34 protein-coding genes and 1 riboswitch are annotated in these 26,646 nt (G+C 53.6%); of the genes, 21 read left to right on the top strand and 13 right to left on the bottom strand.

Annotation, left to right across the window (positions count from 1 at the left end):
- Positions 1-34: 34 nt before the first annotated feature.
- The 5 genes from astA (at position 35) to ompC (ending at position 6,694) form a co-directional block, all read left to right on the top strand.
- Positions 35-1,069 carry an arginine N-succinyltransferase gene (astA, locus tag ACSOSI_RS15130; RefSeq protein WP_012145566.1) on the top strand — a complete coding sequence of 345 codons (1,035 nt, stop codon included), beginning with the start codon at positions 35-37 and terminating at the stop codon, positions 1,067-1,069.
- Positions 1,069-2,541 (top strand): succinylglutamate-semialdehyde dehydrogenase, encoded by a 1,473-nt coding sequence (astD, locus tag ACSOSI_RS15125; RefSeq protein WP_476705700.1) that lies wholly within the window; start codon positions 1,069-1,071, stop codon positions 2,539-2,541. Before astA ends, astD begins: the two co-directional genes overlap by 1 nt.
- 83 nt (positions 2,542-2,624) lie before the next feature.
- Entirely contained in the window at positions 2,625-3,965 is a 1,341-nt protein-coding gene (astB, locus tag ACSOSI_RS15120; protein WP_476705699.1) for an N-succinylarginine dihydrolase, read from the top strand.
- Positions 3,966-3,976: 11 nt separating this feature from the next.
- Entirely contained in the window at positions 3,977-4,960 is a 984-nt protein-coding gene (astE, locus tag ACSOSI_RS15115) for a succinylglutamate desuccinylase (protein WP_419245854.1), read from the top strand.
- Between the two features lie 651 nt (positions 4,961-5,611).
- Entirely contained in the window at positions 5,612-6,694 is a 1,083-nt protein-coding gene (ompC, locus tag ACSOSI_RS15110; RefSeq protein WP_476705698.1) for a porin OmpC, read from the top strand.
- An 86-nt stretch (positions 6,695-6,780) separates the two neighbouring features.
- On the opposite strand, the gene ACSOSI_RS15105 is transcribed toward ompC, so the two are convergent.
- Together ACSOSI_RS15105 and ACSOSI_RS15100 are read right to left on the bottom strand one after the other, a co-directional pair.
- Positions 6,781-7,005 carry a biofilm development regulator YmgB/AriR family protein gene (locus ACSOSI_RS15105; protein WP_112362316.1) on the bottom strand — a complete coding sequence of 75 codons (225 nt, stop codon included), beginning with the start codon at positions 7,003-7,005 and terminating at the stop codon, positions 6,781-6,783.
- A gap of 130 nt (positions 7,006-7,135) precedes the next feature.
- Positions 7,136-7,327, bottom strand: a complete 192-nt coding sequence (locus ACSOSI_RS15100) for a YdfD/YebW family protein (RefSeq protein WP_012145560.1) — start codon at positions 7,325-7,327, stop codon at positions 7,136-7,138.
- Positions 7,328-7,553: 226 nt separating this feature from the next.
- On the opposite strand from ACSOSI_RS15100, the gene lysM reads away from it, so the two are divergent.
- From lysM to ACSOSI_RS15075, 5 genes are all read left to right on the top strand, one after another.
- The gene (gene lysM, locus ACSOSI_RS15095; RefSeq protein ID WP_012145559.1) at positions 7,554-8,000 is read left to right on the top strand and encodes a peptidoglycan-binding protein LysM; all 447 of its coding nucleotides are present in this window, start codon (positions 7,554-7,556) and stop codon (positions 7,998-8,000) included.
- Between the two features lie 285 nt (positions 8,001-8,285).
- The gene (locus ACSOSI_RS15090) at positions 8,286-8,426 is read left to right on the top strand and encodes a hypothetical protein (protein ID WP_165366775.1); all 141 of its coding nucleotides are present in this window, start codon (positions 8,286-8,288) and stop codon (positions 8,424-8,426) included.
- A gap of 23 nt (positions 8,427-8,449) precedes the next feature.
- Positions 8,450-8,614 (top strand): hypothetical protein, encoded by a 165-nt coding sequence (locus ACSOSI_RS15085; protein WP_017893125.1) that lies wholly within the window; start codon positions 8,450-8,452, stop codon positions 8,612-8,614.
- A gap of 97 nt (positions 8,615-8,711) precedes the next feature.
- Positions 8,712-9,653, top strand: coding sequence for a pirin family protein (locus ACSOSI_RS15080; RefSeq protein WP_476705697.1), 942 nt, complete (start codon positions 8,712-8,714; stop codon positions 9,651-9,653).
- Positions 9,654-10,080: 427 nt separating this feature from the next.
- Complete coding sequence (locus tag ACSOSI_RS15075) at positions 10,081-10,434, top strand: DUF1304 domain-containing protein (protein ID WP_112362314.1); 354 nt, start codon at positions 10,081-10,083, stop codon at positions 10,432-10,434.
- A 29-nt stretch (positions 10,435-10,463) separates the two neighbouring features.
- On the opposite strand, the gene ACSOSI_RS15070 is transcribed toward ACSOSI_RS15075, so the two are convergent.
- The gene (locus tag ACSOSI_RS15070) at positions 10,464-10,850 is read right to left on the bottom strand and encodes a helix-turn-helix domain-containing protein (RefSeq protein WP_012145556.1); all 387 of its coding nucleotides are present in this window, start codon (positions 10,848-10,850) and stop codon (positions 10,464-10,466) included.
- Positions 10,851-11,307: 457 nt separating this feature from the next.
- The gene (locus tag ACSOSI_RS15065) at positions 11,308-11,520 is read right to left on the bottom strand and encodes a YccJ family protein (RefSeq protein ID WP_012145555.1); all 213 of its coding nucleotides are present in this window, start codon (positions 11,518-11,520) and stop codon (positions 11,308-11,310) included.
- Positions 11,521-11,721: 201 nt separating this feature from the next.
- Between ACSOSI_RS15065 and ACSOSI_RS15060 the strand changes: the two genes are divergently transcribed.
- The gene (locus tag ACSOSI_RS15060) at positions 11,722-11,961 is read left to right on the top strand and encodes a DUF2766 family protein (protein ID WP_012145554.1); all 240 of its coding nucleotides are present in this window, start codon (positions 11,722-11,724) and stop codon (positions 11,959-11,961) included.
- A gap of 39 nt (positions 11,962-12,000) precedes the next feature.
- On the opposite strand, the gene ACSOSI_RS15055 is transcribed toward ACSOSI_RS15060, so the two are convergent.
- Positions 12,001-12,234, bottom strand: a complete 234-nt coding sequence (locus tag ACSOSI_RS15055; protein WP_012145553.1) for a YobH family protein — start codon at positions 12,232-12,234, stop codon at positions 12,001-12,003.
- Positions 12,235-12,411: 177 nt separating this feature from the next.
- Between ACSOSI_RS15055 and mgrB the strand changes: the two genes are divergently transcribed.
- The 5 genes from mgrB to ACSOSI_RS15030 all read left to right on the top strand — a co-directional run bounded on the left by mgrB (position 12,412) and on the right by ACSOSI_RS15030 (position 15,235).
- Positions 12,412-12,555 (top strand): PhoP/PhoQ regulatory lipoprotein MgrB, encoded by a 144-nt coding sequence (gene mgrB / locus ACSOSI_RS15050; protein WP_112362318.1) that lies wholly within the window; start codon positions 12,412-12,414, stop codon positions 12,553-12,555.
- A gap of 99 nt (positions 12,556-12,654) precedes the next feature.
- Positions 12,655-12,927 (top strand): YebO family protein, encoded by a 273-nt coding sequence (locus tag ACSOSI_RS15045; protein WP_012145551.1) that lies wholly within the window; start codon positions 12,655-12,657, stop codon positions 12,925-12,927.
- A gap of 145 nt (positions 12,928-13,072) precedes the next feature.
- Positions 13,073-13,387 (top strand): phage protein NinX family protein, encoded by a 315-nt coding sequence (locus ACSOSI_RS15040; protein ID WP_012145550.1) that lies wholly within the window; start codon positions 13,073-13,075, stop codon positions 13,385-13,387.
- A 67-nt stretch (positions 13,388-13,454) separates the two neighbouring features.
- On the top strand, positions 13,455-13,691 hold the full coding sequence (locus ACSOSI_RS15035) for a DUF4060 family protein (RefSeq protein WP_012145549.1): 237 nt from the start codon (positions 13,455-13,457) through the stop codon (positions 13,689-13,691).
- Between the two features lie 176 nt (positions 13,692-13,867).
- On the top strand, positions 13,868-15,235 hold the full coding sequence (locus tag ACSOSI_RS15030; protein WP_476705696.1) for an amino acid permease: 1,368 nt from the start codon (positions 13,868-13,870) through the stop codon (positions 15,233-15,235).
- Positions 15,236-15,274: 39 nt separating this feature from the next.
- On the opposite strand, the gene ACSOSI_RS15025 is transcribed toward ACSOSI_RS15030, so the two are convergent.
- Positions 15,275-15,565 carry a hypothetical protein gene (locus tag ACSOSI_RS15025; protein WP_012145547.1) on the bottom strand — a complete coding sequence of 97 codons (291 nt, stop codon included), beginning with the start codon at positions 15,563-15,565 and terminating at the stop codon, positions 15,275-15,277.
- A 219-nt stretch (positions 15,566-15,784) separates the two neighbouring features.
- On the opposite strand from ACSOSI_RS15025, the gene ACSOSI_RS15020 reads away from it, so the two are divergent.
- From ACSOSI_RS15020 to cspE, 3 genes are all read left to right on the top strand, one after another.
- Positions 15,785-16,783 carry an MBL fold metallo-hydrolase gene (locus tag ACSOSI_RS15020; RefSeq protein ID WP_476705695.1) on the top strand — a complete coding sequence of 333 codons (999 nt, stop codon included), beginning with the start codon at positions 15,785-15,787 and terminating at the stop codon, positions 16,781-16,783.
- Positions 16,784-17,660: 877 nt separating this feature from the next.
- On the top strand, positions 17,661-17,777 hold the full coding sequence (locus ACSOSI_RS15015) for a DUF2627 domain-containing protein (protein WP_071593021.1): 117 nt from the start codon (positions 17,661-17,663) through the stop codon (positions 17,775-17,777).
- Positions 17,778-17,818: 41 nt separating this feature from the next.
- A complete protein-coding gene (gene cspE, locus ACSOSI_RS15010; protein ID WP_002221949.1) occupies positions 17,819-18,028 on the top strand; it encodes a transcription antiterminator/RNA stability regulator CspE in 210 nt (69 codons plus the stop codon).
- A gap of 52 nt (positions 18,029-18,080) precedes the next feature.
- On the opposite strand, the gene pgeF is transcribed toward cspE, so the two are convergent.
- Positions 18,081-18,797, bottom strand: coding sequence for a peptidoglycan editing factor PgeF (gene pgeF / locus ACSOSI_RS15005; protein WP_012145545.1), 717 nt, complete (start codon positions 18,795-18,797; stop codon positions 18,081-18,083).
- 144 nt (positions 18,798-18,941) lie between these two features.
- Here pgeF and rlmA point away from each other — a divergent pair, with 144 nt between their 5' ends.
- Positions 18,942-19,763 (top strand): 23S rRNA (guanine(745)-N(1))-methyltransferase, encoded by an 822-nt coding sequence (gene rlmA / locus ACSOSI_RS15000; protein ID WP_012145544.1) that lies wholly within the window; start codon positions 18,942-18,944, stop codon positions 19,761-19,763.
- Here the strand turns inward: rlmA and ACSOSI_RS14995 are convergent.
- Positions 19,760-20,497, bottom strand: a complete 738-nt coding sequence (locus tag ACSOSI_RS14995) for an ArsR/SmtB family transcription factor (RefSeq protein ID WP_476705694.1) — start codon at positions 20,495-20,497, stop codon at positions 19,760-19,762. The genes rlmA and ACSOSI_RS14995 overlap by 4 nt on opposite strands.
- Positions 20,498-20,626: 129 nt before the next feature.
- On the opposite strand from ACSOSI_RS14995, the gene ACSOSI_RS14990 reads away from it, so the two are divergent.
- Complete coding sequence (locus tag ACSOSI_RS14990) at positions 20,627-22,018, top strand: MFS transporter (RefSeq protein ID WP_476705693.1); 1,392 nt, start codon at positions 20,627-20,629, stop codon at positions 22,016-22,018.
- Between the two features lie 56 nt (positions 22,019-22,074).
- On the opposite strand, the gene mntP is transcribed toward ACSOSI_RS14990, so the two are convergent.
- The 5 genes from mntP to manX all read right to left on the bottom strand — a co-directional run bounded on the left by mntP (position 22,075) and on the right by manX (position 26,397).
- On the bottom strand, positions 22,075-22,644 hold the full coding sequence (gene mntP, locus ACSOSI_RS14985; protein ID WP_476705692.1) for a manganese efflux pump MntP: 570 nt from the start codon (positions 22,642-22,644) through the stop codon (positions 22,075-22,077).
- A gap of 11 nt (positions 22,645-22,655) precedes the next feature.
- Positions 22,656-22,839, bottom strand: a riboswitch (yybP-ykoY riboswitch).
- 221 nt (positions 22,840-23,060) lie between these two features.
- Positions 23,061-23,519, bottom strand: coding sequence for a DUF986 family protein (locus tag ACSOSI_RS14980; RefSeq protein ID WP_017893114.1), 459 nt, complete (start codon positions 23,517-23,519; stop codon positions 23,061-23,063).
- A gap of 192 nt (positions 23,520-23,711) precedes the next feature.
- A complete protein-coding gene (locus ACSOSI_RS14975; protein ID WP_012145539.1) occupies positions 23,712-24,554 on the bottom strand; it encodes a PTS mannose transporter subunit IID in 843 nt (280 codons plus the stop codon).
- 15 nt (positions 24,555-24,569) lie between these two features.
- On the bottom strand, positions 24,570-25,370 hold the full coding sequence (locus ACSOSI_RS14970; protein WP_017893113.1) for a PTS mannose/fructose/sorbose transporter subunit IIC: 801 nt from the start codon (positions 25,368-25,370) through the stop codon (positions 24,570-24,572).
- A 55-nt stretch (positions 25,371-25,425) separates the two neighbouring features.
- Complete coding sequence (gene manX / locus ACSOSI_RS14965) at positions 25,426-26,397, bottom strand: PTS mannose transporter subunit IIAB (protein ID WP_012145537.1); 972 nt, start codon at positions 26,395-26,397, stop codon at positions 25,426-25,428.
- Positions 26,398-26,646 lie beyond the last annotated feature (249 nt).

Raw genomic sequence — 26,646 nt, 5'->3', positions numbered from 1 at the left:
ACCTGCGCAGCCTGCTTAAGAAGAGGTTCGCATTATGATGATTATTCGCCCTATAGAGCGTCGTGATTTGGCTGATTTACTGACGCTCGCCGGTAAATCCGGCATCGGTCTCACTTCCCTGCCGCAAGACGAAGATACCTTGCTGGCACGCATTGAGCGGGCGTTAAAAACCTGGCAAGGCGAACTTCCGCGTGGTGAGCAGTGTTATCTGTTTGTGCTGGAAGACACGGAGCGCCAACAGGCGGTCGGGGTTTGTGCCATTGAAGTGGCCGTTGGCCTGACCGAACCCTGGTATAGCTTCCGCGTTGGCACCCAGGTGCATGCCTCCAAGCAGTTGAATGTGTATAAATCGGTGCCGACGCTGTTCCTCAGCAACGATCACACCGGCCATTCCGAACTGTGCACGCTGTTCCTCGATCCGGACTACCGTCACGGCGAAAACGGTAAGCTGCTGTCGAAGGTGCGTTTTCTGTTTATTGCCGCTTTCCGTGAGCGTTTCTCTGAGCGTCTGATTGCCGAAATGCGTGGCTTCTCCGATGAAGAGGGCCGTTCCCCATTCTGGGAGAGCGTTGGCAATCATTTCTTTTCCATCGAGTTCGCCAAGGCAGACTACCTGAGCGGCACCGGTCAGAAGGCGTTTATTGCCGAACTGATGCCAAAGCACCCGCTGTATGTCGATTTCCTGGCCGAAGACGCGCAAAAAGTGATTGGCGAAGTGCACCCGCAGACGGTACCGGCGCGCCGGGTACTGGAGTCGGAAGGCCTGCGTTATCAGGGCTATGTCGATATCTTTGACGGTGGCCCGACGCTGGAAGCGGAAATCGATCATATCCGTGCGGTCAAGCAGAGCCGCTTGGTGAAAGTGGTGCTGGATGAAACGCCGATGCGCGCCGATGCGCCGGTTCATCTGGTGGCTAACGATCATTATCAAAATTACCGCGCACTGCTGGTCAATGCCGATCTGTATGACGATCGTCTGCACCTCAATGCGGCCACCGCTGCGGCGCTGGGCGTTGAGCAAGGCAGCCCGGTGCGGGTTATCCCCCTTATTGCACAGGAGAAAGCGTAATGTCACATCCTGCACTGTTTATTAATGGCGCCTGGCAGCAGGGCCGTGGTGCTGAATTCAGCAAAACCGATCCGGTCGACAATCAGCCGCTGTGGCAGGCTAACGCCGCCGACGGCAGCGATGTGGCCGCCGCTTGCGAAGCCGCTCGTGCCGCATTCCCGGCCTGGGCGCGCACGCCGTTTGAACAACGCGAACAGTTGGTAAAACGTTTTGCTGCCCTGTTGGAAGAGCACAAGTCGCATTTGGCGGCCACCATCAGCCGTGAAACCAGCAAACCCCGTTGGGAGACGCTGACCGAAGTCCAGGCGATGATCGGCAAAGTGGCGATTTCCCTGCAGGCTTATCAGGCTCGTACCGGCGTTAGCCAGACCGCGATGGCGGACGGGGCTTCGGTGCTGCGCCACCGGCCACACGGCGTGCTGGCGGTGTTTGGGCCTTACAACTTCCCCGGCCATTTACCCAATGGGCACATCGTACCTGCCTTGCTGGCGGGTAACACGGTGGTGTTCAAGCCGAGTGAGCTGACGCCGCAGACTGCCGAGGAAACCCTGAAACTATGGCAGCAGGCCGGTTTGCCTGACGGGGTGATTAATATGGTGCAAGGCGGACGTGAAACCGGCGAGGCGCTGGCCGCCAGCACCGATATCGACGGTCTGCTGTTTACCGGCAGCGCCGGCACCGGTTATCACCTGCATCGTCAGTTGGCGGGGCAGCCTGAGAAAATTCTGGCCTTGGAAATGGGCGGCAACAACGCGCTGATTGTTGACCAGATTGAAGACTGCGATGCGGCGGTCAACCTGGCGATCCAGTCGGCGTTTATTTCCGCCGGGCAGCGCTGCACCTGTTCGCGCCGTATTCTGGTGAAACGCGGCAGTGAGGGCGATGCCTTTATCGAGCGTTTGGTGCAGGTAGCCAGTGCGTTGCGTATTGGGCGTTGGGACGCTGAACCCCAGCCGTTTATGGGCGGGGTGATCTCTTCCGCGGCGGCAGAAAAAATGCTGGCGGCACAACATCACCTGCTGTCGCTGGGCGGCAAAGCCTTGCTGACCATGCAGCGCCTGGAAAGTGGCAGCGCGTTGCTCAGCCCCGGCATTATTGACGTCACCGGCGTGCGTGACGTGCCGGACGAAGAGTACTTTGGCCCACTGACGACCATCATTCGCTATAACGACTTTGATGAAGCCGTGCGTATCGCCAACCAGACGCGCTATGGCCTGTCGGTCGGTCTGATATCGCCGCAGCGTGAGCGCTTTGACCACCTGTTGCTGGAAGCGCGCGCCGGTATCGTCAACTGGAACAAGCCGTTGACCGGGGCTTCCAGTGCGGCACCGTTCGGCGGTGTGGGGGCCTCCGGCAACCATCGTCCAAGCGCCTACTACGCGGCGGATTATTGCGCCTGGCCAATGGCGTCGCTGGAAAGCGAAAGTTTGACGTTGCCGGCCAGCCTGTCACCAGGACTGTCATTTAATTAAGTTTTAGCCGCCGCTTTTCAAGCCACAGCGTTGTTACTGTAGGGGCGCAGCATGCAGCGCCCCTACAAGATCAGGAGAACAGCATGTCAGGATATGAAGTCAATTTCGATGGTCTGGTGGGCCTGACGCATCACTACGCCGGATTGTCATTTGGTAATGAGGCTTCGACCCAGCACCAAAATAGCGTGTCGAACCCGAAACTGGCGGCCAAGCAAGGCTTGCTGAAGATGAAGGCGTTGGCCGATCTCGGTTTCCAGCAGGGGGTTTTACCGCCGCAGGAACGCCCGCATGTGCCGATGTTGCGTAAACTGGGCTTCAGCGGCAGCGATGAAAGCGTGTTGGCGCAGGCGATGCAGCAATCCCCGCGCCTGCTGTCCGCGCTCAGTTCGGCTTCCTGCATGTGGACCGCCAATGCGGCCACGGTATCGCCTTCCGCGGACAGTGCTGATGGCAAGGTGCATTTTACTGCCGCCAATCTGAACAATAAATTCCATCGTGCGATTGAGGCTGAAACCACCTCTGGCGTACTGCGAGCGATGTTTAACGATCTCCGCCATTTCGCCCATCATGAGGCTTTGCCGCAGGTGGCGCTGTTTGGTGACGAAGGCGCGGCGAACCACAACCGCCTGGGTGGCGACTACGGCAAGCGCAGCGTGCAGATGTTTGTTTACGGCCGTCAGGAGTTTGGTGGCGAAATTGGCCCAACGCGTTATCCGGCGCGCCAGACGCGTGAAGCCGGGGAGGCGATTGCCCGCCTGCACCAGTTGGATGAGCAGCACACGGTGTTTGTGCAGCAGAATCCGGAGGTGATCGATCAGGGCGTGTTCCATAACGACGTAATTGCCGTCAGCAACCAGAACGTGCTGTTCCATCATCAGCAGGCTTTTTATCGGCAGCAACAGGCGCTGGATGAAGTGCGTCGCAAGATGGCGACGCTGGACAGCGAACTGGTGGCGATTGAAGTGCCGACGACGCGGGTTTCCGTGGCGGATGCGGTGGCAACCTACCTGTTTAACAGCCAGATCCTGACCAAGCCAAACGGCAAGATGATGATCGTGGTACCCGAAGAGTCGCGCCAGCACAGCGGCGTCTGGAGTTACCTGAGCGAGATGGTGGCCAGCGGCGGGCCTATTGATGAAATCAAGGTATTCGATCTGCGTGAGAGCATGCGCAACGGCGGCGGGCCTGCCTGTTTGCGGCTGCGTGTGGCGCTGAATGAGCAGGAGCTGCGGGCGGTGAATCCGCGCGTGATGATGAACGATAGCCTGTTCGTCACGCTCAATGAATGGGTCGATCGCTATTACCGCGATCGCCTGACGCAAAATGACCTGGCCGATCCGCAACTGTTGCGTGAAGGGCGTGAAGCGCTGGACTCCCTGACAACCATCCTCGGGTTGGGTTCGGTTTATCCTTTCCAACAATAGACGGAGCCACCATGTTTGATTTGTTGGCCCTGACGCTGGCGGGGCAGGTTCCCGCTGAGCAACAGGGCGAAAATGCGAATTTGCACTGGCGTTGGCTGACGGAAGGCCTGCTGGAAATGACCCCGAAGCCAGGTTACCGTCAGGCAGTGGTACTTTCTGCGGGTATCCACGGCAATGAAACCGCCCCCATTGAGCTGTTGAATCAGTTGGTCAAAGACCTGCTCAATGGCGATCGCCCCCTGGCGGTTCGGCTGCTGGTGGTGTTGGGTAACCCGGCGGCGATGCGTGCCGGAAAGCGTTATCTGCACAGTGACATGAACCGGATGTTTGGCGGACGCTACCGCGATTTTGACCACAGCGGTGAAACCGCGCGGGCGCAGCAACTGGAGCAGGTTATCGCGGAGTTTTTCGCCGATGAGGGCGCTGCACGTTTCCATTATGATCTGCATACGGCAATCCGTGATTCGCGCCTGCCGCGTTTTGGTATTCTGCCTTTCCAGACGCGACCTTACAGTGCAGAGATGCTGGCCTTGCTGGACGCAGCCGATTTGGATGCATTGGTGATCCACAGCGCACCGGGCGGTACCTTCAGCCATTTCACCAGCGAACATGCCGGCGCCGCCAGCTGCACGCTGGAGCTGGGTAAGGCGCGACCGTTCGGCGCGAACGATCTGCAGCAGTTTGCCGCCATTAACCGTGCACTGCAGGCGGCGGTGAGCGGGGAGACTTTGCCGTTGCGGTCAGGAAGTGAACTGCGAATATTCCGCGTTGAACGTTCGCTGATTAAGCGTAGTGAAGAGTTCAGGTTGCATCTCAGTGATGATACCGCCAACTTTACCGAGCTGAAGCAGGGAACGCTGCTGTGTGACCAACCTGGCGAAGAGTACCGGGTTCAGCATGTCAGCGAATGGATATTGTTCCCTAACCCAGGGGTAGCGCTTGGGTTGCGTGCCGGCATGGTGCTGGTTGAAGCGCCGCGCAGCACGCTATATTGAAAGAACGCCTTATAAGGCGGTTTTATTCTTATGCTATTTAAGGTTGTAGCGATGTTGGCTGCAACCTCAAATAACCTCGGTATATAATGCTACTTATTTCTCTTATTTCCTCTGGGTTATATTCTGCGATTTGTTTTTTCCTTTTTTATCCTTGCCTCTCTCCCATTGTAATTTTTGGTGATTTGAATCGAATTAATTATTCGAATCGGTAAAAGCTTGCCTTAAATCGGGGTAACAGCCCTAAATCAGCTCAATGACTTTACTCAGATAAAAATGTGAAATAAGTAACGTTATTCATAACCCTGCTAAGTTTCATGGTATTTATGAATCGAATGGAAAGCATACAAAAAAGAAACCAAACTGCACCAAATTAGTGCATTGCACCAAATTGGTTATAACTTATGTAGTAAATTTCAATGATAATCAATGGTTTGATTGGCGCGCTGATTGTAATATTTACTTACAAATAAACATGCTTTATCCACGGTGTTTTATGAACTTTTTTATTTGAAGTTGGGATTCATGATGCTAATGTCACATGGCTCCTTAATTAGGGGCGCTCATAAAACACTAAATGATAAAGATCACAGCCCAAACCATAAATTGGGCGTGATGGGCAGGAATTAAAAATTATAATATCTAGGAAAATAAATGATGAAACGCAGTGTATTAGCCTTAGCTATTGCCCTCGGGGCAATCACCTCCTTTGCCAACGCGGCTGAAATTTATAATAAAGATGGCAATAAACTCGACCTCTATGGTCGTGTAGCGGCCAAACATGTTTTCAGCGATGATAAATCCGAAGACGGCGACAAGACTTATGTCCGTTTGGGTTTTAAAGGCGAAACGCAAATCAATGATCAACTGACCGGGTACGGCCAGTGGGAATACAACGTCCAGGCCAACCACGACGAAGGGCAGGGTACCGCGGGCACCAAAACCCGTCTGGGCTTTGCCGGTCTGAAATTTGCTGACTACGGTTCATTCGATTACGGTCGTAACTACGGCGTAGTGTACGACGCAGAAGCTTACACCGACATGCTGCCGGAATTCGGCGGTGACTCCTACAGCTACACCGATAACTACATGACCGCACGTTCCAACGGTCTGGCAACCTACCGTAACCGTGATTTCTTCGGTCTGGTGGAAGGCCTGAACCTGGCGTTGCAGTACCAGGGTAAAAACGACGGTGACGGTCGTGCCGTGAGCAAGCAAAACGGTGACGGTTACGGCATGTCCCTGGATTATCAGGACATCGGCGGCTCCGGCATCGGTGTAGCGGCGGCATTCTCTGACTCCAACCGCACCAGCAAGCAGAAAGAACTGGCTTACGGCAAAGGCGACAGCGCAACGGCCTGGACCACGGCAATTAAGTATGATGCCAACCAGGTGTACCTGGCCGCCATGTACGCCGATACGCGTAACATGACGCCAATCAGCGGCAACGGCATTTCCGGCTTCGCCAACAAAACGCAGAACTTCGAAGTTGTGGCTCAGTACCAGTTTGAAAACGGTCTGCGTCCATCTCTGGCCTACGTACAGTCCAAAGGCAAGGATATCGAAGGGATTGGCGACGTCGATCTGGTGAAATACGTGGAAGTGGGTGCGACTTACTACTTCAACAAAAACATGTACACCTATGTTGACTATAAAATCAACCAGTTGAACGACGATAACAAGCTGAAACTGAGCACCGACGATATCGTGGCAGTGAACCTGACCTATCGTTTCTAAGTTTCAACGCTATTACCTTCTCCTGTGTCGGGATCAAAGGGTAATGAGGCAGAGCGCTAGCTCTGCCTTTTCTTTTATGGGAGCCACTATCCTCTGGGGGCTTGCCCCATCACTTCAATGGCGGAGCGTAATGTGGCAGAGCGCTGTTGATTGGTCTCATGCTCAATCTCGTTCACCAAATGGGCCAGAATATTATTACCGGAAATTTTTTTATTGAGATTGATCAGCTGGATCACTGCGCCGCCGACCACCAGGCTGACGTCGCGTAGCAGGGCTTCATAATGTTCGTTTGAGAGGGTAGATACGGGCATGACACCGTCTCCATATCGTTCGGGTGAGGCAATTTAGCAAACTGGCGGCATAAAACATCGTCGGTATACCGATTTTCCGATGAATTAGGAAATTCCTCAAAGGAAAATAGCGGAAAAGTTGCCCGACCTCTTACATCGGGGCATATTCGTTGGCAGGTAACCAGAAACCATCGATAAAATCTTCAAACGGAAAACAACCGGCATGGCGCAGGTTCTGTTCTTTCATGCTGATCAGGCACTGGCGTTCATCGCGCAGTACGTCAACCACGATATCGGCGCAGCCACCATCCAGATAACAGACAAACATCACCAAGGCGTACATCGCGTCTCATGTCCTTCATCGACTCTTCCATAACCTTATTGTAGGTAAAGTCGGCGATTGTTTCATCTCGGGCTTGCTGCAACCGGGCCGATTGGCAACCCAGGATGGCACTTTCGGATTACTCTAACCGCTTAATACCTCAGGGCCAATGGAATATCCCTCTTGCAGTGCTAAGCTTAACTAGCCTTAAGTCAATGCAACATTGTAACCATCGAAAGGAGTGAATATGGGTTTGTTTAACTTCGTCAAAGAAGCGGGCGAAAAACTGTGGGACACAGTGACCGGCAATGCCACTGCTGAAGACCAAAGCGCCAAGCTGAAGGATCACCTCAATAAAACCGGTTTGCCGGGTATCGACAAGGTTGATGTGCAGGTGGTTGACGGTAAAGCGGTGGTGACCGGGGACGCAGTCAGCCAGGAGCTGAAAGAGAAGATCCTGGTGGCCGTAGGGAATGTCGCCGGCATCAGCGGTGTGGAAGACAAGGTGTCGGTTGAACAGGCTGCTGCAGAAAGCCGCTTCTATACCGTGAAAAAGGGCGACACCCTGAGCGCAGTTTCGAAAGAAGTGTATGGCAACGCCAATCTGTACAACAAGATTTTCGAAGCGAACAAGCCAATGTTGTCCAGCCCGGACAAAATCTATCCGGGGCAGGTACTGCGTATCCCTGAGTAACAACGACAGCCTATGCCTGGCCCGATCTTTGGTCGGGCTTTTTTATTTTATTTAGTATAAGTTAGGCTAATTATCTTCTAGTAGTAATAAGATTTTCGAATGCTATAGGTTCTACGCTATCTCAGTTCTGAGCCAATGTTGACCCTCGGCAGGAAAATTGATAGCGTCTTGCCACTCTTGAGGTCTGAGCGGTATTGGCGCGGAATCTGATAAACCCGCAATGACGGGCTTTTATCAATCACCCCTCACAAAAACGTTAACGCGTGATGAGTTAAGATAGATTCTGTGAAACAACAACGTAATACCTCACAAGATAAAAACTACCGTGAAACTTTGGGAGATGCGCAATTTGCTGTCATTGTGCTGGCGATAGCGTCTTGCTCCCTGATCATCTTTACGCTGTCAGTCACGCTGTGGCTGACATGACGTCTTTCAATACAGGGGATAAAATGGAGCACAATCTCCACGATGAAACCAAACTGTTGGCCGTTATCGGCTTGCTGGTTTCCGTGTTGTTAGTGGTATCAATACTCTTTGGCGTGACTTACTTCTCCGATCTGAAGCATGCGCGCGATGAGGTCGATATAAAGGGTTGCTATATCAAGTCGTCCTAGCGCCAGGGCCTCACAGGTTGCGTTCTGGATGCCGGCTCATGCTAAGCTGGCATCCGGCTACTCACTCACCTGTGTGACGTTCTGGAGGCGTTTTATCATGAGCAATTCCCGCCCAACTCATTCTTCATCTTCCCGTGATTGTCCCGTGGTTGACGGTGTCCGTCAGATCCAACGTATTGCCGTACGCAACGCCGAAGTTGGCGGCATAGGGATTAATCGTGCCTTACCTACCCGTGAGCGGCGCACCGTGGGTGCCTGGTGCTTTCTCGACCATGCCGGACCCTCGGTTTTCAGCGGTTCTTCGCAGGGGATGGATGTTGGCCCGCACCCGCATATTGGTCTGCAGACCTTTACCTGGATGATTGAAGGGGAAGTGCTGCACCGTGACAGCCTGGGTAGTGAGCAGATTATACGGCCCGGGCAGGTCAATCTAATGACCGCAGGGCAGGGTATCACGCATACCGAGCAATCAACCGGAGAACAGCGGCGTTTGCATGCCGCGCAATTATGGATCGCCTTGCCTGCCGAACATGCCGATATGGCGCCGCGTTTTGATCATTATCCTGATTTGCCATGTTGGGTCAGTGATGGGGTCAAACAGACTTTGTTGGTGGGGGAGTCTGAACAATATCGCTCTCCGGTGTTTACTCTTTCACCATTAATCGCCATTGATCTGGAATGGCAGGCCGACGGCTATTTGCAGTTGCCCCTGCGGGAAGATTTTGAAATAGGCTTTTTGCCCCTTATTGGTGCATTTGAGCTTAATGATGAAAATTTTTCACCCAATGAGTTCGCCTATTTAGGTAAGAATCTTAACCGTATCGGGTTACATGCCAAGAAAGGAAGCCGGGGGTTATTAATCGGCGGAGTTCCATTAAGCGAAGAGATTCTCATTTGGTGGAATTTTGTTGGGCACAACAAGCAGGAGATTGCCCGTGCGCAGCATGACTGGGAGCAGGGGAATAGGCGTTTTCCCGATGTTGTAGGCTATTGCGGCCCGCGCATGGCCGCGCCCCGCCTGCCCTGGAGCGATGTTTGATATCATCAGGCTATAACAAACTAATGGTTTTATTCATTTCGCTCTATTAACGTTAAAATAATGTGATCGAAATTCCATGTTTGGGCGTAAATATAGTTTATCTGGTAAATAGTGATCTGGCGCAAATAAAAGGTCGGAGCAGTGGATTAAGATAAATCTCAAGAAGTGATGTTGTCCACCGCTAGTCTGAAGCCTGTGAGGTCATTATGAGCCAAGTACTCTATCGTGCAAGATTATCCCATGTTGTTATTGCAACGGCGGCTTTTTGGATCTCGATCGCAGCGATGCTGGTTGTTGTTCTTAACTAACTCTGAATGATTATGCAATAAACCCGCCCTGGCGGGTTTTTTTATGTCTGCATATTCGCAATATTCAGAGTGTGGTTATACTTGTTAAACCTAATACCTGATTAACCCTGCAAAATAAAATGATAATTATTTCTAATATAATAGTGCTGCTAATTGCCGCGATTCATCTGTATATCCTGATCCTGGAAATGTTCCTTTGGCAGAAGCCCACCGGCAGACGAGTGTTCGCTACTACCGCCGAGTTTGCTGCGGCAACGCGGGTGTTGGCGGCCAATCAGGGGCTGTATAACGGCTTTCTGGCGGCAGGACTGGCATGGGGCGTCTGGCGAGATGAGCCTGCGATACAGCTATTTTTCCTCGGCTGCGTGCTGGTGGCGGGGGTGTTTGGCGGGCTGACGGCCAGCCGTAAAATTCTCAGGGTACAGGCGTTGCCCGCGTTGATTGGTCTGGTGGCGGTACTGTGGACGCATTAACCCGCCGCTAGCGGCGGCGGGAAAGTCGGTCAGGCGGTCTTTTGATGAATGACGTGCAGCGGTGGAGCGATATGCAGATCCACGCTTAAATCCTGACGAAAATCATAAGGCGTGATATCGAAGCGCTTTCTGAACATATAAGTGAAGTGTGACTGTGAGCCGAAACCAAAATCGAGGGCGATGTCGAAAATAGAGGCGTCACTGCTACGCAACTGGTAAACCGCACCGGCCAGTCTGCGTTCGCGGATGTACTTGCCCAGCGAAATCCCGGTCGCTTCTTTGAACAACTTCTGCATGTGCCACAGAGAGTAGCCGGAGTATTCGGCCAGCTCTTCAAGATGGATCACTCTTCCAAGGTGAGTTTCGACCCATTTACTGAGGGCGCAGACCAATGAGAGGTGGTGTTCTTGTATCATCAGTGCGTCTGTGTGAGATCTACATAGCGCTGAAGTATACACAACTTGCCGCCATGGACAAAAAAGCCGCCGACACCAGGGTGAAATTATTCGGAAAAACCATTGTCAGGTGGCTTGTCAGACCGAAGGGAAAACGGCTAATCTGGGCTTGCCCGCTGCCGCTGCTACCGAAGTGGGTCAGGTCGCAAAAAATAACAGCCTAAGCAGAGTCAGCCGTGACAATTCAGCGTTGATGGGGTGATCGCATGTTAATGACAGTGATTATTACTCTGGTTGTAATTGTAGGTGTAACCGCTTTTATGGTGACACCGGTGATGAGAATGAATAATGCGGAAGGTGTGGGAGGTGAAGAGCCGTGAAATCAGGGCAGAACATGACCCCAAAAGGGGTCTGACAGACTACCGAAAAAGCCTGGGCAATCAGTGACCCGGGCTTTTTATTGACGAGCGTTTGCCGATCAGACGTTTTTCCGCTCCACGGTTTCTTCGCCCCAGTACAGCTGGTCGGCGCTGGTTTTGGCAAACGCCATTTGCAACGCTTCGTCACTGCCTTCTTCCCAGATTTTTTGTGCCAAAACCTCGTCATTTTTCGCCAGTTCAAAAATAGCCTCGGCGATCTCAACCGAGGTCTCACGCACTGTAGCCCAGGATTTCACATTGTGGTTTGCCATAACTTTCTCCTGTTGGGGTGTGGCTGAGGGATACGCCGAAATGCGCGCCGCTCAAGCCCCAAGTATAGGTCAATTCAGCCGGGTGTTTTGACGCCCAATGCGCAATAACGTTGAAAATTCAGCGGCAAACGGCCAGGGGGCAGCAAAGCGCCAGTCGGCATGCTATTGTGTGCGGCGTCTGAATCAAGAAGGAAAGGTATTATGTCCGACATGCTGAACAACGATCAGGAATTGGCTTCCGACCTGGTTGCCTGCCAATTGGTGATCAAACAGATCCTGGATGTTATCGATGTAATCGCACCCACCGAGGTGCGGGACAAGATGGCCAGCCAGTTGAAAAGCATCGATTTTACTACTCACCCAGCCGGTGCCGATCCCGTGACCCGGCGGGCGATTGAAAAAGCGATCGCGCTGATTGAAATGAAGTTTACCCGCAACTGAGGGGAAACCGCCGCTGAGCGACGGTTTGGGCGGTGGTGATTAATCCACCACCGTTTCGACTTTCTTGAACAGCGGACAGTCGGCAACGCCAATCAGGCCGTTGTCACCATGCAGATACTGGGCAATCACCAGGTTGCGTGCCGTCATGTACTTACATTGCAATCCCAATCCCCCGACGTTTTTATTGCTGCCGACCAATACGCCATATCCCGAGAACAAAAACGCGCCATAAACTACCGCCAGCAGAACCGCCCATTTAATCAGCTTACCCATTGTGACTCCTTGTTATTTATCTTCGTTGCGATATAGCCATGCGGAAGAAAGGGCAGCAATAGTAACAATCTGAAAAGTGGTGCTGGCGCTGGTTTCTAAACGACAGGTTAAAGTTCGTTTAAGTTGGCTGTGATACATTCGGAACAAATTATCAAGATAACAATGAGGCTGCTAAATTTGTTGCGGAAAAAAATCCTCGTGATAATAGCCTTCCTTGCTGCCTGCCTGTTCTTTTATCTGCTGGCGCTGGATAGCTATTGCGATGCGGGGGGCACATTTGCGTTGGGCGTTTGCTCCGTCACCCGTTTCGTTCCCTGGTGAGTTGCGTAGCGGTGCACAACAATTTTCTATCGAGATGTCCGTGCCGGTGCCCGGAGTGCTAAGATGTCCGCCTGTTTTTAGCAGTAGATAGGGTTGTCCATGTACGATTTAGGTTTTGGTCCGAATAGCCTGGTGTCGCTGGTTGTCGCCGTGTTGGCATTGTTGGTGGGATTATGGATCTGGTTCCTGGTGAATCGCGCCAGTGTGCGAGCCAATGAGCAGATCCGCCTGCTGCAGGAAATTGCCGAGCAGCAGCGTCAACAAACCGCGTTATTGAAAAGCCTGGCGCAAAGCGCGCGCGGCGATAGCGTGACGGACGATGACGATCTCAGCCCGACGCTGGATTTCAAAGGTTTTATCCCCGAGCGTTAATCAAACTTTCTGCCGGGTGGCATTGCCACCCGCGTTGCTCTGAAAAACATTAGTATAGATAATATGAAAAGCCATCCCATTGTCATAAATCTGTCGTATTGGCGTCGTAATGTAGCGCCAACTCTACGAAAGATGGATAAAGCCGATGATTAAATGGTATGAAGAAAGCGACGCCGAAGTGAACCGCAGCATTGCGCTGATCACCGGAGAAAATCCGGACAAGTGGTATCCTTACGGCGGCGTGAAAGGTAAAGACTATTGCAAGAACCCCTCCGATGCCTGGCCGATTATCTGCGCCAATAAAATCAGTCTGAATGCCGATACTCAAAGCGATAGCTCGCAGTGGCAGGCACGCATGAGCACCCAGCGTGGCGAGTGGCAGGCGGATTGCAGCAGCCCACTGCGCGCGGCAATGATCTGTTTCCTGCTGAGCCAGCAAACTAACGAAATGGTACGTTGAAACACCAGAATTACTGATGACTTTCCCTTTTTATGACAACAGAACTTGTCTCTGGCGGAGCCTGTTTATGAAGCGCATTATTAAAGGTGATAAAAACTTGTCTCATTTGGTGGTTGCCCATGCGGCAATCGATCGTCATGCCGAAAGCTTCGGTCAGCGCCGACAGGGCTGGCCGTCAACCTATCTGATAAAATATCAAAACGATCGCGTGGCGGTCGAAGTGGTAACGCGTCGTCAGTCCTACGTCGCTACGCTGATGATTGGCGCGCGCAATCTGACCAAGTTGTGCGGCCTGTCCGGCTAAAAACCTCCTCTCTATAGGGTTACTCCCAGTCTAAAATAGCGCCCTGGCCATCCTTGCCGGGGTGCTACTCCTTGATGCTCACGGGGTTAAGTGTTAAAAAGCCGCCCGCAGATACATTTATTGATTGGCGAAATCTTGCGCAAAAGCGACAGGATCCCACGCCATATGAGGATAAGATGGGCGGTCAGCAGCAGGATACCCCGCTAAAACGCGGTTTAAAAAACAGACATATACAACTTATCGCCCTGGGCGGCGCCATTGGCACCGGCCTGTTTCTCGGCATTGCACAGACCATTAAAATGGCTGGCCCTTCGGTGCTGCTGGGCTATGCCATCGGCGGCTTTATCGCTTTTTTGATCATGCGGCAATTGGGTGAGATGGTGGTTGAGGAGCCGGTTGCGGGTTCGTTCAGCCACTTTGCCTATAAATACTGGGGTGATTTTGCCGGTTTTCTTTCCGGCTGGAACTACTGGGCGATGTTCATTTTGGTCGGCATGGCCGAACTGACCGCGGTTGGCATCTACATTCAATATTGGTGGCCGGACATCCCTACCTGGGTTTCCGCCGCGGTATTCTTTGTCCTGATAAATTTGATCAACCTGGTTAATGTGCGGCTGTACGGTGAAACCGAGTTTTGGTTTGCCATTATCAAGGTGGTGGCGATTGTCGGCATGATTGTTTTCGGTGCCTGGCTTTTGGCCAGCGGCAACGGCGGTCCGCAAGCCAGTATCAACAACCTGTGGGAGCAGGGCGGCTTTATGCCACACGGCATCGAAGGGTTGGTGATGGCGATGGCGGTGATCATGTTCTCATTCGGTGGGCTGGAGATGGTGGGTATTACCGCCGCCGAAGCGGCCGATCCGCGTCGCAGCATTCCCAAGGCCACCAATCAGGTGGTGTACCGCATCCTGATTTTTTATATCGGTTCGTTGACGGTACTGCTTTCACTCTATCCCTGGCACAAAGTGGTGGAAGGCGGCAGCCCGTTCGTGATGATTTTCCATGCGTTGAACAGCAACCTGGTGGCGACCCTGCTGAACGTGGTGGTGCTGACTGCAGCGCTGTCGGTGTATAACAGCGGGGTCTATGCCAATAGCCGTATGCTGTTCGGGCTGGCGACACAGGGGAATGCGCCCAAGGCATTGACCCGGGTGAATAAGCGTGGTGTCCCGGTATTGTCGATCGCGCTGTCGGCGCTGGTGACCTCCGTCGGCGTGCTGATCAACTATGTCATGCCCGGTAAGGCGTTTGAATTGCTGATGGCGCTGGTGGTGTCCACTCTGGTGATTAACTGGGTGATGATTTGTCTGGCACACCTGCGATTCCGCGCGGCGAAAAATCGCCAGGGCGTGATCCCGGTCTTCAAGGCCTTGTGGTACCCCTTCGGCAACTATCTGTGCCTGGTGTTCCTGAGCCTGATTCTGGTGATTATGTATTTCAGCGAGGGGATCCGTATCTCGGTATTACTGATGCCGGTGTGGATCTTGCTGTTGTGGGTTGGCTTTATGCTGACGCGCCGCAAAGGCACTAAAATACGGCGGTAATTTTAACGGAGGCGCTATCTGGCGCCTCCGTTCCATCCATTAGCTGCGCGGCATAAAGGCATTGCCTGGGTTGGCGCGGCCCAATCCCAACAGCTTCCTGCACAGCAGGAACAGGGTGGTGATGACATCGATAGCCACCACGCTCAGCATCAGTACGCCCAGCATGAAGAAACTCACCAGCGCACCCAGCAGCAGCACCAGCGGTGCCGGTACGCGTACCCGGCGCAGTTTCATCGCGGCATACATTTTCCAATACTGCATCTGTGCCAGCATCGCGCTACGGATACGGCCCAATCGAACACGTGACTTGCGTGATGTAGAACGGCTCATAACTTCTCCTTTTCTGAATGTCCTATAAGTAAATCACAAGGATCTTAAGAGATGCTTAACAGGCTCTAGTCGGCCCTGGCATTCTCACAGAGACTGTGACAACACAATACCCGAAAAGGTCACTCAAGGTGAGCACGGTTCACAAAGCACGCCGATCGAGTATCTTGTTATGTTATTCACCTGCCCGTGTTGGGTGTCCGCAGTGGTCGGGAGAGCAATTTGAAGATAACCAATCGTTACTATGATGCCGGCAAAACGCACCATACCCCGCAGGGGTTTCGTAACCCGGAGCCTTCGCAGCGTCGGGATGGGGATTTGAAACGCTGGCAGAACGAGCGTAAACAGCAGGGGTTGCCCAAACCTCCGCAGATGGGCTATCAGCAGTTTACCCAGCGCTGGTGGCAACGTGCCGACCTTGGCGGCAGCGATAACAGCATTTGGTGGTTGGGGCACGCCTCAATGCTGCTGCGCCTGGATGGCCGATACATCCTGATCGACCCGGTATTGTCTGAACGTGCATCGCCGCTGAGTTTCTATGGCCCAAAGCGCAAAACACCGCCGCCGTTGACGGTGCAACAGTTGCCGGCAGTGGACGTGGTTTTAATCTCTCACAATCACTATGACCATCTCGATCGGCGCACCGTGCGGCAGTTGGCACGGCGTTTTCCGCACGCGACCTTTATTGTGCCCTTGGGGCTGAAAAACTGGTTCCGACGTTACCGGCTGCAACGGGTAGAAGAGCTGGACTGGTGGGATAGCCTGCAGTTGGGCGATTTGACTTTCTATTGCACGCCGGCGCGTCACTGGAGCATGCGTACCCTGTGGGACCGCAATCGCTCTCTCTGGTGCGGCTGGGTGATTCATCATCCGGCGCTGCGTTTCTATTTTTCCGGAGACAGCGGCTATTCGGATCGCCTGGCAGATATTGGCGCCCGTTTAGGGCCGTTTGACGTGGCGGCATTACCGATTGGCGCCTACGCACCACGTTGGTTCATGCAGGAACAGCATATGGATCCACAACAGTCGGTGACGCTGTATCAACAATTAAATGCGCCGCGGGTCATTCCGATCCATTGGGGCGTTTTTGAGTTGGCCGATGAGTCGTTGGATGAACCGCCGCAGCAATTAAATCTGGCTCTGAGTGCGGCGGGAATAGAGCAGCACCAGTTCCAGCCCATCAAAATTGGCGAGCGCATTGCGCTTGATGCTAACTCTTAAGCGTTATTCCTGGTCCTGTGTGGTGGGTGCGCTTGTCGTCACCGCCTGCAGGCCAGTCCCAATGCGGGTTGTAGCCATTCGGTGGTGCAGGGCCTGGCTTATCCCGCGTCTGACGTAACCTGTTGGCATGAATAGGGACAACGCGTAGGAAAAGATAAAATAAATACGCTCACACGGCATTGTTATTGATGGCGTAAATACCTATGCCGATTTTAAGATTTAATTCAGCTATGGATTCCCACTGTTCTCAAGATTATTGCCGTTATTTAACCCTCGCAGACAGTAATGTATTTCTCTGCCACCGCACGGCAAGAGTGCGTAAATTCTGATTTTGCATGCTTATGCACTATAAAGTGGCACGTTATTTGATTTTTGTCGTGAGAACTCCGCTGCACAAATTGTGCGCACCCTCACTGAGGGCAATAATGATCTTCAGTATTATTTCGTTGTCACAAGCGAGTGAGGTCGCCGACGTGAGGCGGTAGCAGCGTTGGGCCGTCCGGATGGCGGGCCGATGGTCGGATCATCCGATATCAAATGTACCCGTTCATCGATATTCAAAAGTTTTATAAGAAATACCATAAAGATTCAAAATTTTTAACGTTCTAAGCGTCCGTCAGGGGTTATATGTTGCCACATACATTGTTCAATCGGATGAAAGAATTGTTAAAATTCAGTCTGGGTGCGGAGTGTAGCGGGGTGCCATTGTTAAGCAGAAAATAGCTAAGGCTTCAACATCTTTTAGTCTATTTAAGCTTATGTTGCTCTCGACCGTTTCAAATATGTGCGACAGCTCCACCAGTGATTAAAAATGGCTTGCCATCGAATACAGAGTATGTGATAACGCATCTGGGTAAAACGAGGTACAGTTCTGTATATGTGTGGCATTTTCAGTAAAGAAGTTCTGAGTAAAAACGTTAGCGTTGAATACCGCTTCTCTGCCGATCCTTATCTTAGTGCCTCAAGCAGTAACGACTCTAGTTTGTCTATGTAACGCCTCCGGGCGGTTTAAACAATCCAAAGGAAATACTCAAGATGGCAAAGATCAAAGGTCAAGTTAAGTGGTTCAACGAATCTAAAGGTTTCGGTTTCATCACTCCAGCTGACGGCAGCAAAGACGTGTTCGTACACTTCTCTGCAATTCAGGGTAACGGCTTCAAAACCCTGGCTGAAGGCCAGAACGTTGAGTTCGAAATCCAAGATGGCCAGAAAGGCCCATCTGCAGTAAACGTTACTGCAATCTAATCAGCGTCAGCTGTACAAAAAACCCGCCTCAGTGCGGGTTTTTTCGTTTCTGTTATCCGCCGGTAATAATAATTCCCGCGTACTGATTGCGCCCTCTAATCCCCGGATGAGTGGGATCTTGTTCACGTCGGTGGCTGTTGCGCCGGTAGCTGGTGTATTTAAAACGCTGTGGCTGGCGCGGATCCGTGTTGGGGGTGCAGATGGTGCAGCTACCGGCATGGTCAACGGCGGAAAAACCCAATTCACGCAGTTTGGATTCGGCGATGGCGGCCAGGTCCAGGTGGCGAAAGCGTGGGCTGATTAAGGCCGCGGGCAGTGGCAGCTGTTGCTTGAAGCGCGCGACCAGTTCCTCGTTGACTTCGTAACAGCAGGGGCCGGCGGCAGGGCCGATGGAGGCCACCCAGTTAGCCGTCGAGTCATCACGGCGGATACGCGCCGCCAGTTGCTCCAGTATGCCATCCAGCAGGCCACGCCAACCGGCATGGACGGCAGCAATGGCAGAGCCGTCGTTGCGGCTGAAAATCACCGGCAGGCAGTCTGCCGTTAACACACTCAGCAGAATGCCGGGCTCAGTGGTATAGAAACCATCGGCTTCGCCGCACTGTTGTTCCGCCTGCGTCACGTCAACAATGCGTGTGCCATGCACCTGTTTTTTTTCCGGCAGGGTAGAACGATAGGCCAACAGATGGCCTGGCAGCAGCGCACTTTTGTTGCCGAAACCGTGCTGAATGGACGGGATGGCGTTGAGCAGTGGGGAAAAATCGGTCATATCACGTCTTTGCCTGCGTAAGAAAAGTTAACGTCAGTGTAGCCAGTTTTTTTCCTCCCTGGCTAGGGGCTTGCGGCATCTGTCTTGCATCGTACAGAAGGCTTCTTTAGACTAGCCGCGCCGTATCTCTCTGGAATCCAAGCCATGTCTTATCAGTGCCCTCTGTGTCATCAGCCGCTTCATCTTTCTCATCTGCAATGGCGTTGCGACGCTAACCATCAGTTTGACTGCGCCAAAGAAGGCTATGTCAACCTGCTGCCGGTACAGCACAAGCGCTCAAAGCAGCCCGGAGACAGCGCGGAAATGATGCAGGCGCGGCGTGCGTTCCTTGATGCGGGTTTCTATCAACCCTTGCAGCAGCGGGTGGCTGAACTGTTGGATCAGGCGTTGGCGAGCGATGCGCAGGCGTTGCTGGATATCGGCTGTGGCGAAGGTTATTACACGGCGGAAGTGGCCGCCCGGTTGGCGCAGCAGCGTAATATCACCGTTTATGGCCTGGACGTCGCCAAGGTGGCGATCCGCTATGCGGCCAAGCGTTACCCGGCAGTCTCATTCTGCGTGGCGTCGAGCCACCGGCTGCCGTTTGCTGATGCCTCTCTGGACGCCATACTGCGTATTTACGCCCCTTGCAAAGCCGAAGAACTGGCTCGGGTAGTAAAACCCGGTGGGGTGGTGGTCACGGTATCGCCTGGCCCACGTCACCTGTATCAATTGAAAGAGCAGGTGTATCAGCAGGTGCAACTGCATGTCGAACAGGATGAGCAGTTTGCCGGTTTTGACTGCGAACGAGTGGAGTCATTGGCATACCCGATGACGCTGCCGGGTGAACAGGCGGCCAACCTGCTGCAGATGACGCCTTTCGCCTGGCGCGCCTCTCCCGAGGTTCAGCAGCACCTGAGTGGCTGTGAGGCCTTCGCCTGCGAAACCGATTTTGTTATCGCGTTGTACCGCCGCCAGCCCGATTAAGCCGGCGGACAGACGGCCGGGCCATTGGTCCGCTCGTCTTCCAGGCTGTCAGGGGTGAGGGCGAAATGCGTTTTCAACGCCACCCAGCCCTTTGGCGTCACCGCGAGCGCTCGGGAGGACGGCAGCCGTTGCAGCCAACCCCACAGACAGAAAGCATTGAGCAGGTGAGCCGCCAGCGGCCCTGCAAGATGATATTGTCTCTCGGTCCAGTCCAGGCATTGGCGTCCTTTACCCACTTCACCGGACGACAACGCGGCGGCCTCAGCCCCTAGCTCCTGCAGCCAGTCGGCCCCTGCGGGCGTCAGTGAATATTCTTGCAGGTCGTTTTCGACCATCAACCCCTGTTCCAGCAGGCGGCGCGTTATCGCTACGCCGACCTTTCCGGCTAAATGATCGTAACAGCAGCGCGCAAAGCGCATCTCCCGTGCCGAGCGATTGGGCGTGCTGCGCCAGGCAGGTGTAACCGGCCCTATCGATGCCAGACTTTCCAGCAGATGTGAAACATGAGGCCCGGCAAGGCGATAATAGCGGTAGCGGCCCCTCTGTTCGACGTTCAGCAACCCGCCATCCAGCAGTTTGCCCAGATGTGAACTGGCTGTTTGCGGGGTGACGCCTGCGGTCTCTGCCAGGGCACTGGCGGACAGGGCATTGCCGTCGGCCAGTGCGATCAGCATCACCGCCCGCACCGGTTCGGCAATCAGATGTGCCACGGTGGCAATATTGTGTTGGCCCACGACGTTATCCTCCCAAGATGGTCGGTGATATTTTAAGCGCTTAAGGCACACTTCGATACGGCTCGAACTATTCCAGGCTAATCGTTGTTTATAGTCAACGCCTATTTCTTCAGCCGGGGGCCGCTGCGAGTGGCAAGCTTGAATCAACATCAAAAATCGGTCCTGATGGCGACCAGCCTCAGTTATGTCATCGTTATTCTCGATACTTCGATTGTAAACGTTGCTCTGCCGTCGATCGCCGGCGAACTTGGGGCAGGGGTGAGTGGCCTGCAGTGGGTAGTCAATGCCTACACGTTGGCGTTTGCCAGCCTGTTACTGAGCGGCGGAGCACTGGGGGATCGGTTGGGGGCCACAAGGCTATACCTTGGCGGGCTGGCGGTTTTTGCCGGCGCTTCGGTCATTTGCGGCCTGGCTGAAACCCTACCCGTACTGGTGGCGGCCAGAGTCTGCCAGGGGGTTGGCGCCGCGTTGCTGGTACCCAGTTCATTGATGCTGATTAATGCGGCATTCGGCGATGCCAGGCAGCGGGCAGGGGCGATTGGCGTGTGGGCCGGATGTGGTGGCGTGGCGATGGCGGCGGGACCGCTGGTCGGCGGCGTGCTTATCGAACTATGGGGCTGGCGCAGCCTGTTTTGGATCAATCTTCCGGTGATTGTGCTGGGGATAGGTCTTACCCTGCGAATTGAAGTTCGGCGTCCGGTACCGGCCTTGCGACAAATGGATTATGCCGGGCAGGGCGCGGTGATCCTGGCGTTAGCCAGCTCAGTCTGGGTGCTGATCGAAGGCACCAGGCTTGGCTGGTGTTCTGGCTGGATCCTCGGCGGTATGGCTATCGCTGCTCTGAGTTGGTGGCGATTTGTGGTTATCGAACGGTGGCACCGGCAGCCGATGCTGCCGCTGACATTGTTCCGTAGCCCCCTGTTTTCTGCCTCTGCGCTGGTTTCGTTAGTCTCGGCGCTGGTGTTCTACGGCGCATTTTTTCTGCTTAGCCTCTATTTTCAGCGGGTGCGAGGCTGGACGCCATTACAGTCTGGTATGGCGTTTCTCCCCCTGACGATGATGGTCACGCTGGGCAGTTTTATTTCTGGCAGGCTGGTGCGGGCATGGGGGGCCGGGCGAGTGGTTTATTGCAGTTTGTTGCTCTATGCGCTGGGTTTTGTCGGTTTACTGGCGCTGGTGGAAAGCCCGCCCTACTGGCGCATTGCCTTGTCTTTTCCGTTGCTTGGTCTGGCGGCCGGTATCATTACCCCGGCGGCCACATCGGTATTGATGAATGATGTCGTGAATGAACAGGCGGGGATTGCAGCCGGCGTACTCAATGCCGCCCGTCAGAGCGGTTCGGCCTTTGGCGTGGCCATCTTTGGGGCGCTGATGTCGACCTCCCTTTCGCAGGCCGGCGGTATTCAGACTGCGGTGTACGGTGCCCTTGGGCTGTCATTATTCACCGCCATTGGTTGGCGTTTAGCGATAAATTTAGCGGCTGGTCCAGGTGCGTCGGTGAGGAATGAGCAAAGAGAGTGACGGGCCACAAACAAAAAAACCTGCCGTTGGGCAGGTTTTCTTTGGGTTCATCGCTATCAGGCCAGATAGCCCAAATGCTCCAGCAGGATGTTCACACCGATACCGATCAGTACCACGCCGCCGAGGATCTCCGCGCGTTTGCCGAGCAACGGTCCGATAAAGCGGCCTATCATCATGCCCAGGGTGGCCATAATCATGGTGGCGCAGCCGATGGCCATGGCGGTGTGTACGATGTTCACCTGCAGGAAGGCCAGGCCGACACCGATAGCCATGGCGTCGAGGCTGGTAGCGATGGCGGTAGCGACCAATAACCAGAAGCCGTGACGCTTCACTTTTTCCTCTTCGTCAGGCCGGTTCCTGACGCCTTCGACGATCATGCGCATGCCGAGGATAAACAGCAGCGAGAAGGCGACCCAGTGATCCCACTCCATAATGTATTGGCTGGCGAATAAGCCGATGCCCCAACCGATAATCGGCGTAATGGCTTCTACCACTCCGAAGATAAGTCCGGTGCGTAGTGCTTCACGAAAACGGGGTTGATGCAGGCTGGCACCTTTGCCAATTGATGCGGCGAACGCATCCATAGACATGCCAAAAGCGAGAATGAGTGTAGCTGACAAGTTCATGAAAAATAACCTCGGCCGGGCGGCTCCATATACACGTAACCCACCCCCAACCATACGACGGAGTTACGTGTCTATGGTCTCGCCAACCTTACCTGGCTGCCCGCACCACGTTTTAATGTATAAAACGAGTATGTTGATACGGGCGTTTCTGGCGTTTTATTATCCAGAAACCGGCTACTCCCCAATGACGGCGCAACCATAGCATATTAATTCCGTTACCAACAACTCCTATTCACCATGGTTATTGGTTTGAAATTGATAATGGTTTTCATTAATGAAGTGTATAAGAAGGAATATAATGTAGTCGAGTGCAACAATATTGCGTAAATAATCATCAGGTAGCCATATGCGCTGATGATTAAATATCCACATACAGCGCGGGGCAACACGGGAGAAGGATTAAGGCTGTTTTTTACTCACTGATTTTCAACAAAAAAGTGGTAAATTTTTTCCAGGTCGTCTAATTGAGTGACCTGAATCAACAACCGACGCTGCTCAAGATCTATCACCAGGATGCCATCCTCGGATAAATTCATGGCCTTAATCCGGTTATATTCAATAAAGGCATTGGCATAAAAGAAACCCTGCGCTTTAAACAACATCTTGGGCCAGCGGATATAAGAAATATAAATGGCGATCAGTGCTAAAGAAATAAGCAGATAGGTGGTTATTACCGCACCCTGGGTGGTGACATTTCGGTAGAGCAGAATAGCGATCAGGCCGACAAAAATCAGGCAGTCAATCCGATTCCGGCGCTTTAACTGCACCTTGAGCAAGGTTTTGCCTTTCAGCAGGTTCATGCCGAACTCGTCGTAAATCGCATACACCAGCATCAGCGCGGTGAAAATCAGTAATACGCCATCGGTCAGCGACATCTTCCAACTCCAAAAATAAAAACCCGGGGGTTTCCCCGGGCAGACGGCTGGCAGAGCCAGTTATTAGGGAGAGCGTGCCGAAGGGGTCGTAGCAACTTTAGTTGCCGGAGCGCCCCTCGGTGCGCTAGGCCCGGGTATCTCGGGCTAAATATCAAACTCAAACCGGGGGTTTCCCCCCGGCGGTTAAAACGCTTACAGACCCAGCAGACCTACCCAATAACCGAAGATACCGATGGCGAAGAAGCCAATGATGATCCACAACGCATTCACTTTCCTGCGCAGCAGCCACATACAGCCGAAGGTCAGCAGCAGCGGCACCAGGCCCGGCATCAACTGGTCGAGGATGGTTTGCACCGTGGTCACCGTGGTATGCCCGGTCTGGTCGGTGATCTTCGATACCACCAGCGGGATATTCACGTGCGTCCACTTGTTAACCAAAGCCCCCATGACAAACAGGCCAAGAATGGACGCTCCTTCCGTCAGTTTTTGCAGGAAGCCGCCGCCCATATCATTAACGATATCCACGCCTTTGCGATAACCGTAGGCCACGCCGTAATAGCGGGTCAACAGGCGCACCAGGTTGAACAGGACGAAGAACAGAATCGGGCCCAGCAGGCTGCCACTCATGGCGATACCGGCGCCGAGCGCAGCGAAAACCGGACGTACGGTACCCCAGAAAATCGGGTCGCCGACACCGGCCAAAGGCCCCATCAAACCGACTTTGATACCGTTGATGGCAGCATCGTCTATAGGCGCGCCGTTAGCACGCTGTTCTTCCATCGCCATGGTAACGCCAAGGACCGGCGCCGCCACGTAAGGGTGGGTGTTAAAGAACTCCAGATGGCGCTTGATCGCCTGTTTGCGGTCGTCGTTATTTTCCGGATACAGGCGACGGATCACCGGCACCATTGAGAAGCAAAAACCCAGCGCCTGCATACGTTCGAAGTTCCATGAACCCTGGAACAGATTCGAGCGCATAAACACACCGCGAATATCGGCCGGCGTGAGTTTCTTTTGAGCTGTTGTATCAACCATTTCTCTCACCTATTCCTAGTCGAGTTCGTTATCGAGGTCGTTGGCATTTGCCGGGCCAGCCTGAACTACCTGAGACTTGTTATATTTCGGGCTGAGCTGGATATAAAGCACGGCCATCACCACGCCGATCACGCCGAGGGCGACCAGGTTAAAGTTGGTGAAGGCAGCGGTAACGAAGCCGAGGTAGAAGAATGGCATCAGGTAGCCGGCACGCATCATGTTGATCACCATGGCATAACCAACCACCACGATCATCCCGCCGGCGATGTTCAGGCCGCTGGTGACGACTTCCGGGATCGAGTTAAGCAGCGCGTGAACGCCAGATGTCCCCACCGAGATAGCGACGATAACGGCCGGAATGGCAATACGCATCGCCTGCAGCAGCAGGGCAGAGATATGCAGCCAGGTGATGGCTCGCAAACTGCCTCGCTCCGCCGCGCTGTCCGCCGCGTGCTGGAAGGCCACGGTCAGGGTACGCACGATGATGGTCAGCACTTGCCCGGCCGCCGCCAGCGGAATGGCCAGGGCGATACCGGCACCGACGCTTTGTCCGCCGGCAATAACCAGAATGGTGGAAATAATTGACGCCAACGCCGCATCTGGCGCTACCGCCGCACCGATGTTCATCCAGCCCAGGGCGATCATCTCCAGCGTACCGCCGATGATGATACCGGTTTTCATGTCACCGAGAATAAAGCCGATCAGGGTACAGGCGACCAGCGGACGGTGGAACTGAAACTCGTCGAGGACGGAACCCATCCCGGCGATACAGGCAACGATAAATATCAGTACAATCTGAAGAGTGGTAATCTCCATTGCACTTCTCCTATGACCAAAGATCTCTGAGTAAAATAATTATTGGCTGTCGCCATTAATTGAGTTTGTTAATCAGGTCCATCATTTTTAACCGACTGTCGGACGAGACTTTACGAACTTCCAATTCAATACCGCGCTCGTTTAATTTCTTAAACGCTTCGATATCTTTTTCGTCAACCGAGACGGCGTTGTTCACCTGGGTTTTGCCCTGACGGAACGCCATACCACCGATATTCACCGATTTGATATCCACGCCGGCTTCCACCAAACGCCAGACATCGGTCGGATTGGTGAACAGCAGCATCACGCGATCGCCAGCATATTTTGGGTTGTTCCACACCCGGATGGCTTTCGCCACGTCGACTACGTGTGCGGTGACGCCCGGTGGGGCAACCTGAGTCAGCAAGGTTTTGCGAACGTGGTCGGCGGCGACTTCGTCGCTGATCACGATGATACGGCTGACGTCGGTTTCCTTGGTCCAACGGGTCGCGACCTGACCGTGGATCAAACGGTCATCGATACGGGCCAGGCCGATTTTCATATGGTCATTGGGACCCAGCGGCGCCTGAGGGGCGGCGGGTTTAGCGGTGGGAGCACTTTGTGGTGCCGCGGGCTTAACACTCTCTTCGGCCGGTTTTTTCAGCGCTTTCACGCCTTCACGGCCGGTTTCCAACGCCAGCGCGACCAGTTCGTCGAAGCCAGGGTTGTCGTCTCGTGCCATGAACGTTTCCACCAGCATCGGAATGTTAACCCCGGTGACGACCTCATAGTTCTCTTTATCGACGGCGATGCGGCTGGCCGCGTTGAACGGGCTGCCGCCCCAGGTATCCACCAGGAACAGGACGCCACCACTGGTGTCTAGTCCGCTGATTTTACCCTTGTACTTCTCGATTAACGTTTCGGCATTCTCACCGGGGACGAAATCTATAAAAGCGACGTTATCCTGTTCGCCCAATAGCATTTCCGTGGTCTTCAGCAATTGTTCTGCTGCGGTCCCGTGTGTGCCGATGATAATAGCTATTGCCACTCGCTACCTCCTCATAGAACTTCATGCACGGATGGTGTGTAGGTTCAGTTCATTTTATTGCTGGCGGTCACTTCCGTGGTTCAGATACATTATGGTAGAAATTTAGAAACCCGCCGTTAACATTTCTCGCGCAGTTTCAAAAGCCTGTGCGCGTTGATCCACGCCAGCGCCATTTATTTTAGTGAGTGAAAAAATAAATTTTGTGACATTGCTCTGCTATTGAGCGCTCGGATTACTCCTAACCCGGTG

It is taken from the genome of Serratia sp. AR11 (assembly GCF_056376275.1).
Note: the sequence above shows the minus strand (reverse complement) of the source record. Positions and strands in the feature narration are given on the sequence as shown.

Excerpts from the sequence above, each read along its gene's own strand:
- rlmA (WP_012145544.1), top strand. The coding sequence starts at position 18,942 with ATGTCTTATCAGTGCCCTCTGTGTCATCAGCCGCTTCATCTTTCTCAT.
- ompC (WP_476705698.1), top strand. The coding sequence starts at position 5,612 with ATGATGAAACGCAGTGTATTAGCCTTAGCTATTGCCCTCGGGGCAATC.
- astE (WP_419245854.1), top strand. The coding sequence starts at position 3,977 with ATGTTTGATTTGTTGGCCCTGACGCTGGCGGGGCAGGTTCCCGCTGAG.
- ACSOSI_RS15105 (WP_112362316.1), bottom strand. The coding sequence starts at position 7,005 with ATGCCCGTATCTACCCTCTCAAACGAACATTATGAAGCCCTGCTACGC.
- ACSOSI_RS14970 (WP_017893113.1), bottom strand. The coding sequence starts at position 25,370 with ATGGAGATTACCACTCTTCAGATTGTACTGATATTTATCGTTGCCTGT.
- mntP (WP_476705692.1), bottom strand. The coding sequence starts at position 22,644 with ATGAACTTGTCAGCTACACTCATTCTCGCTTTTGGCATGTCTATGGAT.
- ACSOSI_RS15080 (WP_476705697.1), top strand. The coding sequence starts at position 8,712 with ATGAGCAATTCCCGCCCAACTCATTCTTCATCTTCCCGTGATTGTCCC.
- ACSOSI_RS15015 (WP_071593021.1), top strand. The coding sequence starts at position 17,661 with ATGTGTGGCATTTTCAGTAAAGAAGTTCTGAGTAAAAACGTTAGCGTT.
- ACSOSI_RS15100 (WP_012145560.1), bottom strand. The coding sequence starts at position 7,327 with ATGTACGCCTTGGTGATGTTTGTCTGTTATCTGGATGGTGGCTGCGCC.
- ACSOSI_RS15030 (WP_476705696.1), top strand. The coding sequence starts at position 13,868 with ATGGGCGGTCAGCAGCAGGATACCCCGCTAAAACGCGGTTTAAAAAAC.
- astB (WP_476705699.1), top strand. The coding sequence starts at position 2,625 with ATGTCAGGATATGAAGTCAATTTCGATGGTCTGGTGGGCCTGACGCAT.
- ACSOSI_RS15055 (WP_012145553.1), bottom strand. The coding sequence starts at position 12,234 with ATGGGTAAGCTGATTAAATGGGCGGTTCTGCTGGCGGTAGTTTATGGC.
- ACSOSI_RS14975 (WP_012145539.1), bottom strand. The coding sequence starts at position 24,554 with ATGGTTGATACAACAGCTCAAAAGAAACTCACGCCGGCCGATATTCGC.
- ACSOSI_RS15075 (WP_112362314.1), top strand. The coding sequence starts at position 10,081 with ATGATAATTATTTCTAATATAATAGTGCTGCTAATTGCCGCGATTCAT.
- ACSOSI_RS15085 (WP_017893125.1), top strand. The coding sequence starts at position 8,450 with ATGGAGCACAATCTCCACGATGAAACCAAACTGTTGGCCGTTATCGGC.
- ACSOSI_RS14980 (WP_017893114.1), bottom strand. The coding sequence starts at position 23,519 with ATGTCGCTGACCGATGGCGTATTACTGATTTTCACCGCGCTGATGCTG.
- ACSOSI_RS15035 (WP_012145549.1), top strand. The coding sequence starts at position 13,455 with ATGAAGCGCATTATTAAAGGTGATAAAAACTTGTCTCATTTGGTGGTT.
- astA (WP_012145566.1), top strand. The coding sequence starts at position 35 with ATGATGATTATTCGCCCTATAGAGCGTCGTGATTTGGCTGATTTACTG.
- pgeF (WP_012145545.1), bottom strand. The coding sequence starts at position 18,797 with ATGACCGATTTTTCCCCACTGCTCAACGCCATCCCGTCCATTCAGCAC.
- ACSOSI_RS15060 (WP_012145554.1), top strand. The coding sequence starts at position 11,722 with ATGTCCGACATGCTGAACAACGATCAGGAATTGGCTTCCGACCTGGTT.
- ACSOSI_RS15070 (WP_012145556.1), bottom strand. The coding sequence starts at position 10,850 with ATGATACAAGAACACCACCTCTCATTGGTCTGCGCCCTCAGTAAATGG.
- astD (WP_476705700.1), top strand. The coding sequence starts at position 1,069 with ATGTCACATCCTGCACTGTTTATTAATGGCGCCTGGCAGCAGGGCCGT.
- ACSOSI_RS15045 (WP_012145551.1), top strand. The coding sequence starts at position 12,655 with ATGTACGATTTAGGTTTTGGTCCGAATAGCCTGGTGTCGCTGGTTGTC.
- ACSOSI_RS15040 (WP_012145550.1), top strand. The coding sequence starts at position 13,073 with ATGATTAAATGGTATGAAGAAAGCGACGCCGAAGTGAACCGCAGCATT.
- lysM (WP_012145559.1), top strand. The coding sequence starts at position 7,554 with ATGGGTTTGTTTAACTTCGTCAAAGAAGCGGGCGAAAAACTGTGGGAC.
- cspE (WP_002221949.1), top strand. The coding sequence starts at position 17,819 with ATGGCAAAGATCAAAGGTCAAGTTAAGTGGTTCAACGAATCTAAAGGT.
- ACSOSI_RS15025 (WP_012145547.1), bottom strand. The coding sequence starts at position 15,565 with ATGAGCCGTTCTACATCACGCAAGTCACGTGTTCGATTGGGCCGTATC.
- ACSOSI_RS15065 (WP_012145555.1), bottom strand. The coding sequence starts at position 11,520 with ATGGCAAACCACAATGTGAAATCCTGGGCTACAGTGCGTGAGACCTCG.